Origin of the sequence: Xanthomonas cissicola, from assembly GCF_008801575.1 — a bacterium.
GTDB lineage: Bacteria > Pseudomonadota > Gammaproteobacteria > Xanthomonadales > Xanthomonadaceae > Xanthomonas > Xanthomonas cissicola.
This window is the reverse complement of the sequence record NZ_VZPL01000006.1, coordinates 57362-73431: the sequence shown is the minus strand read 5'-3', so window position 1 is coordinate 73431 and position 16070 is coordinate 57362. Positions and strand designations below refer to the sequence as shown.

10 protein-coding genes are annotated in these 16070 nt (G+C 66.4%); 8 read left to right on the top strand and 2 right to left on the bottom strand.

What is annotated here, in order from left to right:
• Window positions 1-38: 38 nt before the first annotated feature.
• The 7 genes from F7R02_RS04255 (at window position 39) to F7R02_RS04225 (ending at window position 11953) form a co-directional block, all read left to right on the top strand.
• Entirely contained in the window at window positions 39-1952 is a 1914-nt protein-coding gene (locus F7R02_RS04255) for a beta-galactosidase (RefSeq protein WP_078590235.1), read from the top strand.
• A complete protein-coding gene (locus tag F7R02_RS04250) occupies window positions 1946-3313 on the top strand; it encodes an APC family permease (RefSeq protein ID WP_078590234.1) in 1368 nt (455 codons plus the stop codon). The genes F7R02_RS04255 and F7R02_RS04250 overlap by 7 nt, the downstream gene beginning before the upstream one ends.
• Window positions 3292-4227: a carbohydrate kinase family protein gene (locus F7R02_RS04245; RefSeq protein WP_235857429.1), complete on the top strand. Its 936-nt coding sequence runs from the start codon at window positions 3292-3294 to the stop codon at window positions 4225-4227. Before F7R02_RS04250 ends, F7R02_RS04245 begins: the two co-directional genes overlap by 22 nt.
• Window positions 4224-5648 carry a family 4 glycosyl hydrolase gene (locus F7R02_RS04240; RefSeq protein ID WP_078590233.1) on the top strand — a complete coding sequence of 475 codons (1425 nt, stop codon included), beginning with the start codon at window positions 4224-4226 and terminating at the stop codon, window positions 5646-5648. Before F7R02_RS04245 ends, F7R02_RS04240 begins: the two co-directional genes overlap by 4 nt.
• 277 nt (window positions 5649-5925) lie before the next feature.
• A complete protein-coding gene (locus tag F7R02_RS04235; protein WP_078590232.1) occupies window positions 5926-7389 on the top strand; it encodes a glycoside hydrolase family 125 protein in 1464 nt (487 codons plus the stop codon).
• Between the two features lie 86 nt (window positions 7390-7475).
• A complete protein-coding gene (locus tag F7R02_RS04230) occupies window positions 7476-9818 on the top strand; it encodes a GH92 family glycosyl hydrolase (protein WP_078590231.1) in 2343 nt (780 codons plus the stop codon).
• 293 nt (window positions 9819-10111) lie between these two features.
• On the top strand, window positions 10112-11953 hold the full coding sequence (locus tag F7R02_RS04225; protein WP_078590230.1) for a glycoside hydrolase family 35 protein: 1842 nt from the start codon (window positions 10112-10114) through the stop codon (window positions 11951-11953).
• 49 nt (window positions 11954-12002) lie between these two features.
• Here the strand turns inward: F7R02_RS04225 and xopK are convergent, their stop codons facing one another.
• Window positions 12003-14654 (bottom strand): type III secretion system effector XopK, encoded by a 2652-nt coding sequence (xopK, locus tag F7R02_RS04220; RefSeq protein ID WP_268874986.1) that lies wholly within the window; start codon window positions 14652-14654, stop codon window positions 12003-12005.
• A 505-nt stretch (window positions 14655-15159) separates the two neighbouring features.
• On the opposite strand from xopK, the gene F7R02_RS04215 reads away from it, so the two are divergent.
• Window positions 15160-15360, top strand: a complete 201-nt coding sequence (locus F7R02_RS04215) for a hypothetical protein (protein WP_003482459.1) — start codon at window positions 15160-15162, stop codon at window positions 15358-15360.
• A gap of 57 nt (window positions 15361-15417) precedes the next feature.
• On the opposite strand, the gene F7R02_RS04210 is transcribed toward F7R02_RS04215, so the two are convergent.
• Window positions 15418-15747: a RebB family R body protein gene (locus F7R02_RS04210; RefSeq protein ID WP_005924745.1), complete on the bottom strand. Its 330-nt coding sequence runs from the start codon at window positions 15745-15747 to the stop codon at window positions 15418-15420.
• Window positions 15748-16070 lie beyond the last annotated feature (323 nt).

The window sequence follows — 16070 nt, the reverse complement described above, 5'->3', positions numbered from 1 at the left end:
GATATAACGCGGCAGTTCCTTTCCTGGCTGGAGAGACGATGAAACGCAGGAGTCTATGCACGTTTTGGCTGCTCGCGCCGTTCGGCCTGGCGGCCGCGCCGGCGCTGCTGTCGTCGCTGCGTGCGCCAGTGCCGGATGGTCGCCCGCATGTATTCGGCTTCGACCGCGGACAGTTCGTGCTGGACCAGCAGCCGTGGCAGTTGCGCAGTGGCGAGATGCATCCGTTGCGCATCGCCCGTGCGGATTGGCTGCAGCGCATCCGCATGGCCAAGGCGATGGGCTTGAACACGATTGCGCTGTACCTGATGTGGAATGCCTACGAGCGCGAGCCGGGGCAGTTCGATTTCGCGACCGACGAGCGGGATTTCGTCGCCTTCATCAAGCTCTGCCAGCAGGAAGGCATGTGGGTGTATCTGCGACCCGGCCCTTACGTGTGCGCCGAATGGACGCTGGGCGGGCTGCCGCCCTACCTGCTGCGCGAACCGGGCATGCGGTTACGCGACGCCAATGATGCACGTTACATGGCAGCGGTACAGCGCTATATCGCCGCGGTGGCGCCACACCTCGCACCGCTGATGGCCGGTGCCGGCGGGCCGGTGCTGATGCTGCAGATCGAGAACGAATACAGCATGCACGGCAGCGACGTGGGCTATCTGCAGGCGCTGGCTGCGCTTTGGCGCCAGCACGGCATCGATGGCCCGTTTTCGCTGGCCGAAGGCATGAAGGACCTGCGCCGACGCAAGGCCTACCTGCCCGGCGCGGCGCTGGGTCTGGATGGTGCGGATCTGCAGGAGTTACAGCAGGCCAGAACCATCGCAGGTGACGCACCGGTATGGGTGGCCGAAGGCTACCCGGGCTGGTTGACGCATTGGGGCGATGCCGATGTGGCGCGCCGCGACTACGCGCCGATGCTGCAGCACCTCATGGCAGCCGGCTATTCGTTCAACCTGTATGTGGTGCACGGCGGCAGCAACTTCGGGCTGAGCGCTGGCGCCAATGCCGAAGACGACGGTTCGCAATTCCAGCCGGTGCTCACCAGCTACGACTACAGCGCACCGATCGACGAACGCGGCTGCGCCACGCCGGCCTACACGGCACTGCGCAGCATCATCGCCCAACACAGCAGCGGCCCGCTGCCGGCGATTCCGGCGGCGCCAGCGCGCGCTCGCTTCGACGCGGTCATCGCACACCCGGTCGCATCGCTGTGGGACAACCTGGGCGACCAGCCGGTGCCTAGCGACCAGCCTGCCGACAACCAGACCCTGCTCAGGCAGAACCTGGGCCTGGCGGTCTATCGGCGCCGCATTGCCGCCGGCACGCAACTGGACCTGGGCCTGGTGCACGACTACGCAGCAGTCCACCTGGATGGCCGCGAGATCGGCCATGTCTCGCGCATGCGGCATGCGCACCTCAACAGTGCAACGCAACTCGCCCTGCCGAACGCCGCCGCGAAGGAACGCCAGCTCGACATGCTGGTCGACAGTTTCGGCCATATCAATTTCGGCCCGGCACTGGGCGATGCCAAAGGCCTGCTCGGCCCGGTGCGACTGGATGGCAGCGAGCTGCGCGGCTGGCAGGTGCACGGCGTAGCGCTGGACAGCGACACCGCGCCCACGTTGCGCCCGCTGCAAGCGCCAGCCGCGCGCCCCGGCCTGTTCTTCGCCGCCGATATCGCACTGCAAACGGTCGGCGACGTGTACCTGGACATGCGCCAGTGGCGCAAAGGCTATCTGTGGGTCAACGGACGCCTGTTGGGGCGTTACTGGAACATCGGCCCGCAACAGTGCCTGTTCTGCCCCGGCGCTTGGCTGCGCAAAGGCAACAATGCAGTGCTGGTGCTGGATCTGCATCAACTGGAGGCCACCGCGATCCACTGCGCCGACAGCCTGCGCGCTGCCCATGACGCAGCCACCACAGCACGCAGCACGCATGCGGCGTACAGCGCATGCTGAGCCCCTCGGTGGTGCCGCCATCGTCCACAGCTGCACGCGCCCCGCCGCGCACGCTGGGTTTCTGGAGCGCGCTGTCGGCCAATCTGCTCAACATGATCGGCATCGGCCCGTTCATCACCATTCCGCTGGCGTTGTCGGCGTTGGCTGGCCCATCGGTGTTGATCGGCTGGGTGGCCGGTGCGCTGCTGTGCCTGTGCGATGGGCTGGTGTGGGCCGAACTCGGCGCTGCGATTCCGCGCTCGGGCGGACCGTACCACTATCTGCGCGAGGCATACGGGCGCGAACGCTGGGGGCGCCTGTTCGGGTTTTTGTATCTGTGGCAAACGCTGCTGACCGCACCGCTGTCGGTGGGCTCGGCGGCGGTGGGCTGCGTGCAATATCTCGCGTTCCTGCTGCCCGGCCTGGGCCATGCCCGGCTCACCGCCATTGCGATGGCGCTGTGCGCGTTCAACACACTGCTGCTGTATCGCAAGGTGCGTTCGGTGCAAGTGCTGTCGTTGCTGGTGAGCGCAGCGGTGATCGGTGCCTGCGTGTGGATCATTTGCAGCGGCGTGCTGCATTTCGATCTGGGCATCGCCGAGGATTTCCTGCATGCGCGCCCGGCTTCGCCGCACGGCTTCTGGCTGGGCTTGGGCGCAGTGGCATTGATCGCGGTGTACGACTACGGCGGCTACAACAACGTGTGCATGCTCGGTGGCGAAATCCGCAAGCCACGCCGCACCATTCCGCGGGCGGTGCTGGTCTCGATCCCGATCGTGGCGCTGCTCTATCTGGGCCTCAACGTCACCTTGCTCGGCGTGCTGCCTTGGCAGCAGGCGGCGCAATCCAAGGCGGTGATGGCCGACTTCATGCAGGCCATCTACGGGCCGGCGGGCAGCACCGTGGCACTGGCGTTGATCGTGCTGGCCAGCTGGGGCTCGGCACTGGTGGTGTTGCTGGGATATTCGCGGGTGCCATATGCCGCCGCCGCGGCCGGGCAATTCTTCGGCGTGTTTGCGCGGCTGCATCCACGTGGCGGCTTTCCCACCGTATCGCTGCTGTTCGTCGGCGCAACGTCCGTGCTGGCCTGCCTGCTGTCGCTGGACGATCTGATCGCCACCTTGATGATCATCCAGATCCTGTTCCAGTTTCTGGCGCAGTGCTTGGCCGTGGTGCTGTTGCGACGCAAGCGGCGCCGCCGTGCATTTTCGATGCCGCTGTATCCGTGGCCGCTGCTGATCAGCGTGGCCGGTTGGCTGTATCTGCTGGCCACCAGCCCCGGCCATCGCGTATTGGCGGCAGTGCTGGCGCTGTGCGTGGGCAGTGTGCTGTATCTGATCCAGGCACGGAGGGAGCGCGCATGGCCGTTCCAGCTGCAATGAGCGCCGCACAGATCATGGTGGTCGGCGAGGTGTATCTCGACCACATCTTCAGCGGTTTCGAACGCTGGCCGGCACCCGGCGAAGAAGCGCTTGCGCGTCACTACGCGCGCGAGTTGGGTGGCGGCACGCTGATCACCGCCTGCGCGCTGGCACGGCTGGGCTGCGGCGTGCACGTGCTCGGTGCGATCGGTGCGCAGGACCGTCCGGTGTTCGCGCAGCGCCTGGGCGAGTTCGGCGTGTCCGCCGATGGCTTGGTCGACTCACCGGCCGGCACCGGCGTGACCACCAGCGTGTCGCTACAGGACGACCGCTCGTTCTTCACCTACCACGGCGCCAATGCCGACCTGAGTGCGCTCCTGCTGGATGAAACCTCCATCGCCGCGATGTCTGCGGCCACCCACGTGCACTTCGCCCTGCCGCTGCCTGCTGCGGTGGCGCAGCCCCTCCTGCCGCTGCTGGCGCGTGCCGGCTGCAGCACCTCGCTGGATGTCGGCTTCAGCCCGGCCTGGCTGGCCGATCCTGCCAACCACGCCACCTGCCGCGCGGTGACCTGGTTTCTGCCCAACCAGAAAGAAGCCGCGCTGATGGGCTGCGGCGATGGCGCCGACGCGTGTCTGGTATGGGCACACGCACTCGGCCTGCGCCAGGCGGTGATCAAGCGCGGCGCTGCCGGCGCGATGGTGATCGATGACGCCGGCGCACGCCGGGTCGCCGCACCCATCGTGCCGGTGCGCGACACCACCGGCGCCGGCGACGCCTTCGATGCCGGCTTTCTCGCCGCCCAGCTGCGCGGCCTGTCGCCGGATGAGAGCGCACAGCACGGCTGCCACGCGGGCGCGGCCTGCTGCAGCGCGCTCGGTGCGCTCGACGGCCTGTTTCTCCTATCTCCCCCCACACACGAGGACGTTCCATGAGCAGTTCTGTCGACAATCGCAAGCTCACCCTGATCGGCGGCGGCGGCGTCCGCACACCCTTGGTGGTGTACGGCGTCAACGAAGCCGCCGAGGCGCTGGGCGCGCGCGAGATCGTGCTGTACGACCCCGACCAGGAGCGGCTGGCGCTGATGGTGGCGATGGGCCGCGCCGTCGTGGCCGACGCCGGCGGCGCGTTGCAGGTGCATGCGGCGCCCTCGCTGGAAGCGGCGATCGAGGGCGCGCATTTCGTGCTCAACAGCATCCGCGTCGGCGGTATCGCCCAGCGCGCCTCCGATGAGCAGACCATCATCGGCCATGGCTATCCCGGCCAGGAGACCACCGGCCCGGGCGGCGTGGCCAAGGCGCTGCGCACGGTACCGGTGGCGATCGAACAGGCGCGCATGATCGAACGCCTGAGCCCGGACGCCTGGCTGGTGAGCTTCACCAACCCCGCCGGGCTGATCACCCAGGCCATCAGCGCGCATACCCGCGCGCGCGTGGTCGGTATCTGCGATACGCCGGTGGAGTTGTTCCACAACATCGCACGCGCGCTCGGCGAGCCGGCTGCCGATGTGGAATGCGACTACGTCGGGCTCAATCATCTGGGCTGGATCCGCGCGGTGCGCCTGCGCGGCGAAGACATCCTCGACCGCGTGCTCGCCGACGACGCCATCCTCCGCCAGCTCTACCTGGCGCCCTTGTTCGACTTCGACATGCTGCGCGCACTGCGGCTGATCCCCACCGAATACCTGTATTTCTTCTACGAGCGCCGCCGCGCCCTGGAGAACCAGCGCGCCAGCGGCGCGAGCCGTGGCGGCGAGATCGAGCGGCTCAACCGCACCCTCATCGGCGACCTGCGCAGCCGGCTGGACGCCGGCGACACCACCGGTGCGGTACAGACCTATGCGGCCTATCTGGCGCAGCGCTCCGGCTCGTACATGAAGCTGGAGGCCGAGGCCGGCTCGGCCTTCGCGCCGGACCTGGCGCCGCAGCCGGACCCGTTCCGCGCCAGCACCGGCTATCACCGCATCGCGGTGGACGTGATGAGCGCGCTGACCGGCGCCCGGCCCGCGCGGCATGTCGTCAATGTGCGCAACCAGGGCGCGATGGGCGAGCTGGCCGACGACGACATCGTGGAAATCGCCGCAGACATCGATCGCGACCGCATCGTGCCGGTCCCGGCTGCGCCGCTGCCCAGCGCCGTGCAGGGGCTGGTGCACACGTTCAAGGCGTACGAGTACGCCGCCATCGAGGCGGCGCTCAGCGGCAGCCATCTGGACGCCTGCAAGGCCATGCTGATCCACCCGGCGATCGGCGAATGGAGCCCGGCGCGGCGGTTGCTGGACGAGTTGTTCGGCCACGCACACGACGATGGCCACTGCGCGGGGCCGGCACAGTGGCGTGGACATGCGGTGGGCTGATACCGGGGTTGATGCCGTGCGGTCGCTGCCGGTGGGGTCATGACACTGGCGTGCCGGTCGTCGGCGCGTTTCAACGCCGCCGGCAACGAAGACCCAGCGCAATCCGCCACGCAGACGGCGGAGAATTGTGCGGCCGCACTATGCACATTTGGCGCACACGTTGTATGGTCATCGGGAATTGGTCATGCATAGGTCTCATCCTTAGCCGGCGGGTAGCGCGGCGCTGGAGCGGCACTGGTGTGCAGGCCGGCAGTCGAAATCCAAGGAGTTCCAGGTCATGCACACCCGCCGCGACATCCTTCAACTCCTAGGCGCCAGTGCCGGTGCCGGCCTGCTCGCCGCCGCACTGCCCGCCATTGCGGCCGCGCCCGCCACCGGCGCGTCCAGCGTAGCCAGCGGCTTTGTCAGCAAGCGCCCGCCCAAGGCGCAGCGCCGCTTCGTCAGCAAGGCGGTCGAACAGCAAATCGCGCAGATCAAGGCGCGCATTGCCGATCCGGAACTGGCCTGGCTGTTCGAGAACTGCTACCCCAACACCCTCGACACCACGGTGGAAACCGGCACCCGCAACGGCAAGCCGGACACCTTCGTCATCACCGGCGACATCCACGCGATGTGGCTGCGCGATTCCTCCGCGCAGGTGCACCCGTACGTGCCGCTGGCCAGGCGCGACCCGGCGTTGCGGCGCATGTTCCATGGCCTGATCCAGCGCCAGGCCGCGTGCATCGCGCTCGACCCGTATGCGAACGCGTTTCTGCCCGATGGCCAGACCCAGCGCCTGAAATGGTCGCTCAACGACATCACCGAAATGAAGCCCGGTGTGGGCGAGCGCAAGTGGGAAGTCGATTCGCTGTGCTACCCCATTCGCATTGCGCACGAATACTGGCGCGCCACCGGCGATGCCGCACCGTTCGACGACGACTGGCGCGCGGCGATGCACGTGGTGGTCAAGACCTTCCGCGAGCAGCAGCGCAAGAACGACCGCGGCCCGTACGTGTTCCAGCGGCCTTCGCCGCTGGCCACCGAAACCCTGGTGCTGGAAGGCTACGGCCAGCCGACCAAGCCCAATGGCATGATCCACTCGATGTTCCGCCCCTCCGACGACGCCTGCGTGTTTCCATTGTTCGTGCCGGCCAACCTGTTCGCGGTGACCTCGCTGCGGCAGCTGGCCACGATCAGCACCGCCTTGCATTGCGACACCGCCTTTGCCGCCGAGTGCACCGCGTTGGCAGACGAAGTGGAAACCGCCACCCGCCAGTTCGGCCAGCAACGCGATGCCGACGGGCAGGCGTACTGGGCGTTCGAAGTGGATGGCTTCGGCAACCAGTTGTTCATCGACGACGCTAATGCACCGGGCCTGCTCAGCCTGGCCTACCTGGGCTGCTGCGACCGCGCCGACCCGGTGTTCCTGCGCACGCGCCAGCTGGCCTGGAGCGAGCGCAACCCGTATTTCTCGCGCGGCCAGGCGGCCGAAGGCGTCGGCAGCCCGCACAGCGGCATGGGCACGATCTGGCCGATGTCGATCATTCAGTACGCGCTGGTCAGCGACGACGACGCGCAACTGCGCCAATGCCTGCAGTGGTTGAAAACCACCCACGCCGGCACCGGCTTCATGCACGAAGCCTTCGACAAGGACAACCCGAACACCTTCACCCGCGACTGGTTCGCCTGGGCCAACACCTTGTTCGGCGAACTGATCATCGACCTGCATCAACGCAAACCCCAGCTGCTGCGTAGCCTCTGACCTTTCCTTCTCCCTTTGGGAGAAGGTGCCCGAAGGGCGGATGAGGGTGCCCCGGCATCGGCCCGCAACATTCCGAGACCACACACATGGCAACACGACGCGGTTTTCTCCAAGGCGCCATCGCCGCAGCCCTGTTCGGCAGCGTCGGCCTGCCCGGCCTGGCGCGCGCGCGCGCCGGCAACTACGCGCTACCGGCCGATGCGCGTACCCGCGCCGACCTCACCCGGCATGTGGATGTGTTCATCGGCACCGGCGGCCACGGCCATACCTTCCCCGGCGCCACGTTGCCGTTCGGCATGGTGCAGCTCAGCCCGGACACCTATAACGCAGTGTGGGATTCGTGCTCGGGGTACCACGAGTCCGATGGCTCGATCATGGGCTTCTCGCACACGCACCTGTCCGGCACCGGTATCGGCGACATGCTGGACTTCCTGCTGGTGCCCGCCACCGGCGAGGTCAAGTTGGTGCCCGGCCCGCTCGACAACCCGGACGCCGGCTACCGCTCGCGCTACGACCATGCCGATGAAGCCGCATCGCCGGGTTACTACCGCGTGCGCCTCAAGGACAGCGGCGTGCATGCCGAACTCACCGCCACCGCGCGGGCAGGCCTGCACCGTTACCACTTTCCCAAGGGCAAACCGGCGCATGTGTTGCTCGACCTGTGCCACGGCATGCAGGACAAACCCGGCATTCCCACCCGCATCAGCGATGCGCAGTTGCGCGTGGTCGACGAACGCACGCTCACCGGCGGACGCCGCGTGTACCAATGGGCCAAGGGCCGCTACATCTATTTCGCCATGCGCCTGTCGCGCCCCTTCAAACAGGTGCAGTTGTACGACGAAGACCAACCGCTGGCCGCCGGCACGCGCAGCGCCGACGGCACCCACCTCAAGGCCGCGTTGCATTACCCCGATGCTGCCGACGCCCCGCTGCTGATCAAGGTCGGCATCTCGGCCGTCAGCGCCGACAATGCACTGGCCAACCTGGATGCCGAATTGCCGGACTTCGACTTCGCGCGCGTGCATGCGCAAGCCGTCGCCGCCTGGGAAAAGGAACTGGCCCGCGTGCGCATCGACAGCGATGACGACGCGCAACGGCGCATCTTCTACACCAGCCTGTATCACAGCCTGCTGGCGCCTACGCTGTTCTCCGACGTGGACAACCGCTACCGCGGCATGGATCTGCAGATCCACAGCGCGCCCACCGGCTATCACAACTACAGCACCTACTCGTTGTGGGACACCTATCGCGCACTGCACCCCTTGCTGACCTTGGTGCAACCCGAGCGCGTGCCCGACCTGGTGCAATGCCTGGTGCGCGGCGCCAACGAATGCCCGGACGGGGTGGGCATCTGGCCGCTGCAGGGCGTGGAGACCGGCTGCATGATCGGCTATCACTCCGCCGTGGTGCTGGCCGAGGCGCATGCCAAGGGCTTTACCGGGATCGACTACAAGGCCGCGTGGCCGGCATACCGCAAACGCGCGATGGACGACACCACGCATGGCCTGGGCGAGTACCGCAAGCTCGGTTACATCCCCGCCGACAAGGTAGACGAAGCAGTCAGCCGCACGCTCGAATACGCTTACGACGACTGGGCCTGTGCACATCTGGCGCACGCCGCCGGCGCCAGCGACGATGCGCGCGCGCTGCGCGAACGCTCACGCAACTACCGCAACGTGTTCAATCGCGATAGCGGCTTTGTACAGGCGCGGCTCGCCGACGGCAGCTGGGCCACGCCGTTCGACCCGCGCGGCATGGGCCACATCGCCAAATGGCGCGATTTCACCGAATCCAACGCCTGGCAGGCCACCTTCCTCAATCAGCACGATCTGTACGGGTATATGGACTTGTACGGTGGTCGCGACGGTTTCGTCGCCAAGCTGGACGAGCTGTTTTCCACCAGCTCCGAACTGCCCGCCGATGCACCGCCGGATATCGACGGCATGGTCGGCCAGTACGCGCATGGCAACGAGCCCAGCCATCACGTGGCGTATCTGTTCGCCTATGCCGGCCAGCCGTACAAGACCCAGGCGATGGTGCGCCGCTTGCTGCGCGAGCAGTATCACGACGCACGCAACGGCCTGTCCGGCAACGAAGACTGCGGGCAGATGAGCGCATGGTTCGTGCTCAGCGCATTGGGTCTGTATGCGGTGGATCCGGTTAGCGGCAACTACATCGTGGGCAGCCCCTTGTTCAAGCGCGCCACACTGGATGTGGGCAACGGCCGCACGCTGCGCATCGTTGCCAACAACAGCAGCGAAAAGAACGTCTACGTGCAGTCGCTGAAGTGGAACGGCGCACCGACCAACCGTGCCTGGCTGCGTCATGCCGATCTTGCCGCAGGCGGCACCCTGGAGTTCGAGATGGGGTCCACGCCCAATCTGAGCTTCGGTGCCAACAAGAAGGATCTCCCGCCCTCGTTCGCCTAGCGGACGCACAGCCGCGGCAGCTTGACCATGACAGCTCCCGCTAGTTCCCTTCTCCCGCAAGCGGGAGCCCGCTGCCTTCACTTCTCCCGCAAGCGGGAGCCCGCTGCCTTCCTTCTCCCGCAAGCGGGCGCCCACTGCCTTCCTTCTCCCGCAAGCGGGCGCCCGCTGCCTTTCCTTCTCCCGCAAGCGGGAGAAGGTGCCCGGAGGGCGGATGAGGGACACCATCAACACCGATCCACCCAAAACCTCATCCACCGCCATCACCCGTCATTGGTTACCGCCGAGAATCGCTCATGCTGCGCACCACCCTTGCACCGCTCGTCCTGGCCCTCGCGTTCGCGCTTCCTATCACCGGCACAGCCGCAGAGACCGAACGCTGGCCGAACTTCGGCACGCAGGGCACGCAGTTCGTGCGCGACGGCAAGCCCTACCAACTGCTTTCCGGCGCCATCCATTTCCAGCGCATTCCGCGCGCCTACTGGAAAGACCGCCTGCAAAAAGCGCGTGCACTGGGCTTGAACACGGTGGAAACCTACGTGTTCTGGAATCTGGTGGAACCGCAGCAAGGCCAGTTCGATTTTTCCGGTCACAACGATGTGGCCGTGTTCGTGCGCGAAGCCGCCGCGCAGGGGTTGAACGTCATCCTGCGGCCCGGCCCTTATGCCTGCGCAGAGTGGGAAGCCGGCGGCTACCCGGCCTGGTTGTTCGGCAAGGGCAACATCCGCGTCCGCAGCCGCGACCCGCGCTTTCTCGCCGCCAGCCAGGCGTATCTGGACGCACTGGCCAACCAGGTGCAGCCGCTGCTCAACCACAATGGTGGGCCGATCATCGCCGTGCAGGTGGAGAACGAATACGGCTCTTACGCCGACGACCACGCGTACATGGCCGACAACCGCGCCATGTACGTCAAGGCCGGCTTCGACAAGGCCTTGCTGTTCACCTCCGATGGCGCCGACATGCTCGCCAACGGCACCTTGCCCGACACCCTGGCGGTGGTGAACTTCGCACCCGGCGAGGCCAAGAGCGCATTCGACAAACTGATCAAGTTCCGCCCCGATCAACCGCGCATGGTCGGCGAATACTGGGCCGGGTGGTTCGACCATTGGGGCAAGCCGCACGCCGCCACCGATGCCAGGCAACAGGCCGAGGAGTTCGAGTGGATCCTGCGCCAGGGTCACTCGGCCAATCTCTACATGTTTATCGGCGGCACCAGTTTCGGCTTCATGAATGGCGCCAATTTCCAGAACAATCCCAGTGACCACTACGCGCCGCAGACCACCAGCTACGACTACGACGCCATCCTCGACGAAGCCGGGCACCCTACGCCCAAGTTCGCGTTGATGCGCGATGCCATCGCCCGCGTGACCGGCGTGCAACCGCCCGCATTACCGGCGCCGATCGCGACCACCACGCTGCCAGACACGCCGCTGCGCGAATCGGCCTCGCTCTGGGACAACCTGCCCGCACCGATCGCCATCGACACCCCGCAGCCGATGGAGCAGTTCGGCCAGGATTACGGCTACATCCTCTACCGCACCACCGTCACTGGCCCGCGCAAGGGCCCGCTGTATCTGGGCGATGTGCGCGATGTGGCGCGCGTATACGTGGATCAACGACCGGTCGGCAGCGTCGAACGGCGTTTGCAGCAGGTGTCCCTCGATGTAGAGATTCCTGCAGGCCAGCACACCCTGGATGTCCTGGTCGAAAACAGCGGCCGCATCAATTACGGCACGCGCATGGCCGACGGCCGCGCCGGCCTGGTCGACCCGGTCGTGCTGGACAACCGGCAACTCACCGGCTGGCAGGCCTTCCCGCTGCCCATGCGCACGCCCGACAGCATCCGCGGCTGGACCCGCAAGGCCGTGCAAGGCCCGGCGTTCCACCGCGGCACCCTGCGCATCGGCACGCCGACCGACACCTATCTGGACATGCGCGCCTTCGGCAAGGGCTTCGCCTGGGCCAACGGTGTCAACCTGGGCCGCCAATGGAACATCGGCCCGCAGACCGCGCTGTATTTCCCCGCGCCGTTCCAGCGCAAGGGTGACAACACGGTGGTGGTCTTCGATCTGGACGATGTCGCCACCCCCAGCGTGCGCGGCCTGAAGCAGCAGGTGTGGCTCAAGCCGAAGGAGTGAGTCTCACGAGGCGGCGGCGGCCGACGCATGTGCGCGCGCACAGCCGCCATCAGGTCGTGGACGCAGGCGTCGCGGCAGCGGCCTGTTCGCGGATGCGTGCTGCCTGGACTTCGGTCGCCAACAGCGTGCCGCGCACATGGGTCGTGTGCTGACGGGCCTGTTTCATGCAGAACCGGGCGAACCCTGCAACGCCCTCTTGCGGCGCGATCGCGTTCGAAGTCAGCACCCGGATCAGGCGCTGCTGCAAACCGGGCATCCTGGCGGCGGCGCGCGCCTGGCTTCGCGCATCGGGGTTTGCCAGTTCCTGCTCGGCCATCTCCAGTTCCTGCAGCATCAGGCTGACCGCTCGCTGCTGGGTGTCGTCGCGCGTGCGCACCTGGTGCAATTGCGCCAGCAGACGTGCCGGCGCCCGATCGACCGTCGCAACAGGCGTTTGGCCATGAGAATGCGGATCGTCGTGCACGTCGGGCTGCGGAAGGTCCGCCTGCGCGCCGAGCTTGGCGTCGAGATACTTCGTCTGCAGTTCGAGGCAGCATTGCATGTAGGCGATCTGCGACTTCACCGAGCCGGGCGTTTGCAGCCACTGCGCAAGCGCGGTTTCGGTCAGCACCGCGCTGTGCTTGGCATGGCTGCGCATCGCCTTGCCTCGCGCCTGATGCGGCTTACCGGTCACTACCGCGCGTCCGTAGTTCGCGGCTGCGCGCAGGGCGGCATTGACGCGCCGACTCAGCGGCGCCGCATGTGCCGCTCGAACCGAGCCCTTGCTCTGATCTGTCGAGCGCGGCTTGGCCGGATGCAGTTTCTGCAGGTCGTCGGCGCCGCTCTGCAGAAACGCGTCCAACGCCTTTTCCTGCCCGTCGATGCAGGCGTAAAGCGCGCTCCGCAACTCGAAACCGTGTTGGGGAACAGCATTGCCTGCCGCTCTTGCGTCGGCAGCCGAAGCATCGGGTTGCGGCATTGCCGGTTGAGCATCACCTGCGGCAGAGGCGCCTTGGCGATGCTTCGGCTCCAGGCCGGGATCGGCTTCTGCAACGATATCGTCTTCATCGCTCCCCGCTGATTCCTCCGCCACTGGCGTCAGTGCAACGCCGAGCGCGGTTGGCTGCAACTGGTCGGCGACGCTGGGCGTTTCCTGGACTGCGGCACTCTCCGCCTCGCGTGCAGGCAATAGATCCGCCACCGCCAGTAGCGCGCGATCGACGCCAGGCATGTCCTCGGTCTGGTACCTGCGGTAGCGCTTCTGCTTGCCGTGCGCCAGTAGGAATTGATGGCTGCCGACCCCCATCGTGGCCGCACCGAGCAGACCTGCGCCGATGATCAGGCCGGTGCCCACCGGTGCGGCCACCGTGGCGCCGGCAACGACGGCCGCGCTGACGCCGACCTTGGTCAACGTACTGGCGGTGTAGGTGATTCCACCCACGACAAAGCCCTTGTTCCACTGGTTGAACCGATGCGCAAAGCGGTCGTACTTGCCCAACTTGGTGCTCACAAAGTACTGGTATCGCTGTGCGCCAGGACTGAGCTCGCTAGGTTCGAGGTCTTGCAGGAAGCGCTCGACCCTGCCGACATCCACGGCAACACGCGCCCTTTCCCGACGCGACTGGTGCAGGAAGGTGCCCCCCAATGCGGTCGCCGCCACGCTCGCCAACGGCGCGAGCACGAAGCTGCCGGCGATGCCCGCCGCAGAGGCAGCACCTGCGGCAGCGGCGCTGTGGCCCACCAGGCCCGCCGCATTTGCGCTCTTGCTGGCGATTGCCAGCCCGCCCTGGATGCCGAGTTCGCTCGCTGCCTTGGTGAAGATCACCCCGGCCGAGGCCATGGAGGTCGCGGCGATGGCACCGTCGCGCGCATTTCGCCGCTGTAGATAGGCGTTGGTATCGATCGCCTCGCTCAGCGCATGCGCGTGCGCATTTGCAGCGCCTGCAGGCGCTGCCGTGCCCAAGGCAGACTGCAGTGCCGCCTGCTCCGAGCGCAGGCGGCGTTCCCGCTGCCGCAAGTGCGTGCGCTGCTCGGCGACTTCACGGGTTTCCTTGTACGCGGCATAGATCGCAAGACTCGACAGCGGCAGCATCGCGCCGCTGATGCCCAGGCTCATCGCCAGATCGAATGCGCCTGCCGGGGCGCCTTCCTCGGCAAGGGCGTGCAGGACGCCTTCCTTTGCATGCCCAACCGCTTGCGGATCCGCCGGATGCCCGGCACCGGCATGCGGCGCTTGGTGTCCCTCCGGCGTCGGCGCATGCGGGGCATGGGCAGCGTGCGGCTGTGCGGGATGTGCGGTCTGCGGTGGGTGTGACGGGTGGCCATCCGGTGCCGCTGCATGGTCGGCCGGTGGGTGCGCAGGCGGATGCGCTGACTCCCCGGCTTCGGCGGAGTGCTCGGGTTCGCCGCGGCGGGGAATGTCGTTGATCAATTCGGCCGTTTTGTCCGCGGTTCCGTGCAAGGGGTCGGCCACGTACTTGGCGAGCACGAAGACGTCATAGGCCGTCTCCGCTTCGGCAACTCGGGCGTTGGCATCCCCGTGGTGCACTCGTCGCTCGCTCTCATCGCGATGTGTGCGTCTGGGCAGTGGTCGCGTCTGCAGCGCGTTCAGCCCCAGTGGCCAACCCTGTCGATCTTGCGGCGATTCCGCTGCGGGCGGCGTTTCGACGGCCGCACAATCGCGTGTGACAAGATGCTGTGCAATGGATCGCTGGACGCGCATGAGCAAACTCCAACCGGTGCAAAGCGGCGATGGTGTGCCTGTCCTTTCCATCCAGTCTTGCTGGGACGAACACGCGATTCCGTAAACGAACGCTCCGGCCCAACCACGCGTCACGCGATTTATCCCGGAGAAAGCCCGCCATTGGTTACCTCCACGCCGGATTGGCAAGATGCAAGCCGCCGCATGGATGGCCTGGCGGAGCTGGCGATGCGCCAGGACGCGCCGGCACAGCAATCCAGCTGTTGAGCCCCCGCGTTCTAGCAAGACGCCCATCGCCTTCAGCCCTATTGGGCAATCAAAAATAACCGACGGAGCAGATTTCAGCCGATGGCGCTTTAGACCTCGCCGCAGCCGCCGTTATCAGAACGTCCGGTGCCGCTGCGCCGCCCGCGTACCGTCGAGGTATCGGACGGCACAGATTCCAGGCAATATCACCGGCTGACTCCGTTACGGATGCGCTTGCTTGCGACGTAGACGGCTTGATTGCAGGTTCCAGGAGCGTTGCATGTCGTCGTCTACCGTTGCACAAGAGTCCGTTTCCGCCGTTGCCGAGCACACCCAAAACGCCTTCGCCGAGCAGATCCACAGCAAGCCCATGGGCAGTGCCGAAGCCGCACACCTGATGACGTTCCTGTGCCAGACCGAATCGGCCAAGAAGCCGCAGACGCTGCTGCCGCCGCAAATGCGCGACGACAACGCCGCCTGAGCGACGCGTTTGCGCGAGCAAGCGTGGCGACAGCCGTGACGCTGTCGCCAGAGGCGGTTACTTTGCAGTGTCGAACGACCTGAGCACGGTCAACAGACTGTTCAGATTGTCTGCGGCACCACCTTGCGCAACGTTCTCGACATCTGCCGCGCAAGCGCCCGTATCGACACCGTAGGTCTGGATCACGCCCTGATTGGTGGCCGCCTGCGCCAAGGTGTCTTGCTGCTGTTGTGCAGCGACCGCATTCTGAAACAGGATGCCGCTCGAATGGGCCATGCTTTGGTAAATCGAACTCATTGCAACCGCTGGCGCTTCGCCAACGACCTTGACGTTGGTCTGGGTGACGGCATCGGTGATCTGCGGATTGACTGCGGTTGGAAAAGCCATCAATGCACTCCTGAGTGAATGGATGCACGGCGATTTGTGTTGTGCAGGCCCATCGGCGCTAAGAACGCATCGCGGTTATGTTCCCCGCATCGCCGCCGGCGAACCGCCACACCACGCTCGCTGTGCCATCACGATAGCGGCCGGCGCGCGCGCAACTCGACCCTCGCATTGCCACGCTTCAGCGCGCGTCGCAACCTCGGTGTGATCGTGCGCGCGGGTGCAATGCGGCTGAGTTATCGCTGCACTGAAGGCTTTACCGCGGCAATGCTGCACGATGGCCGTGTACACAGTCGCGCCAGGGTCAGGCTAGGTGCCACCAGCTA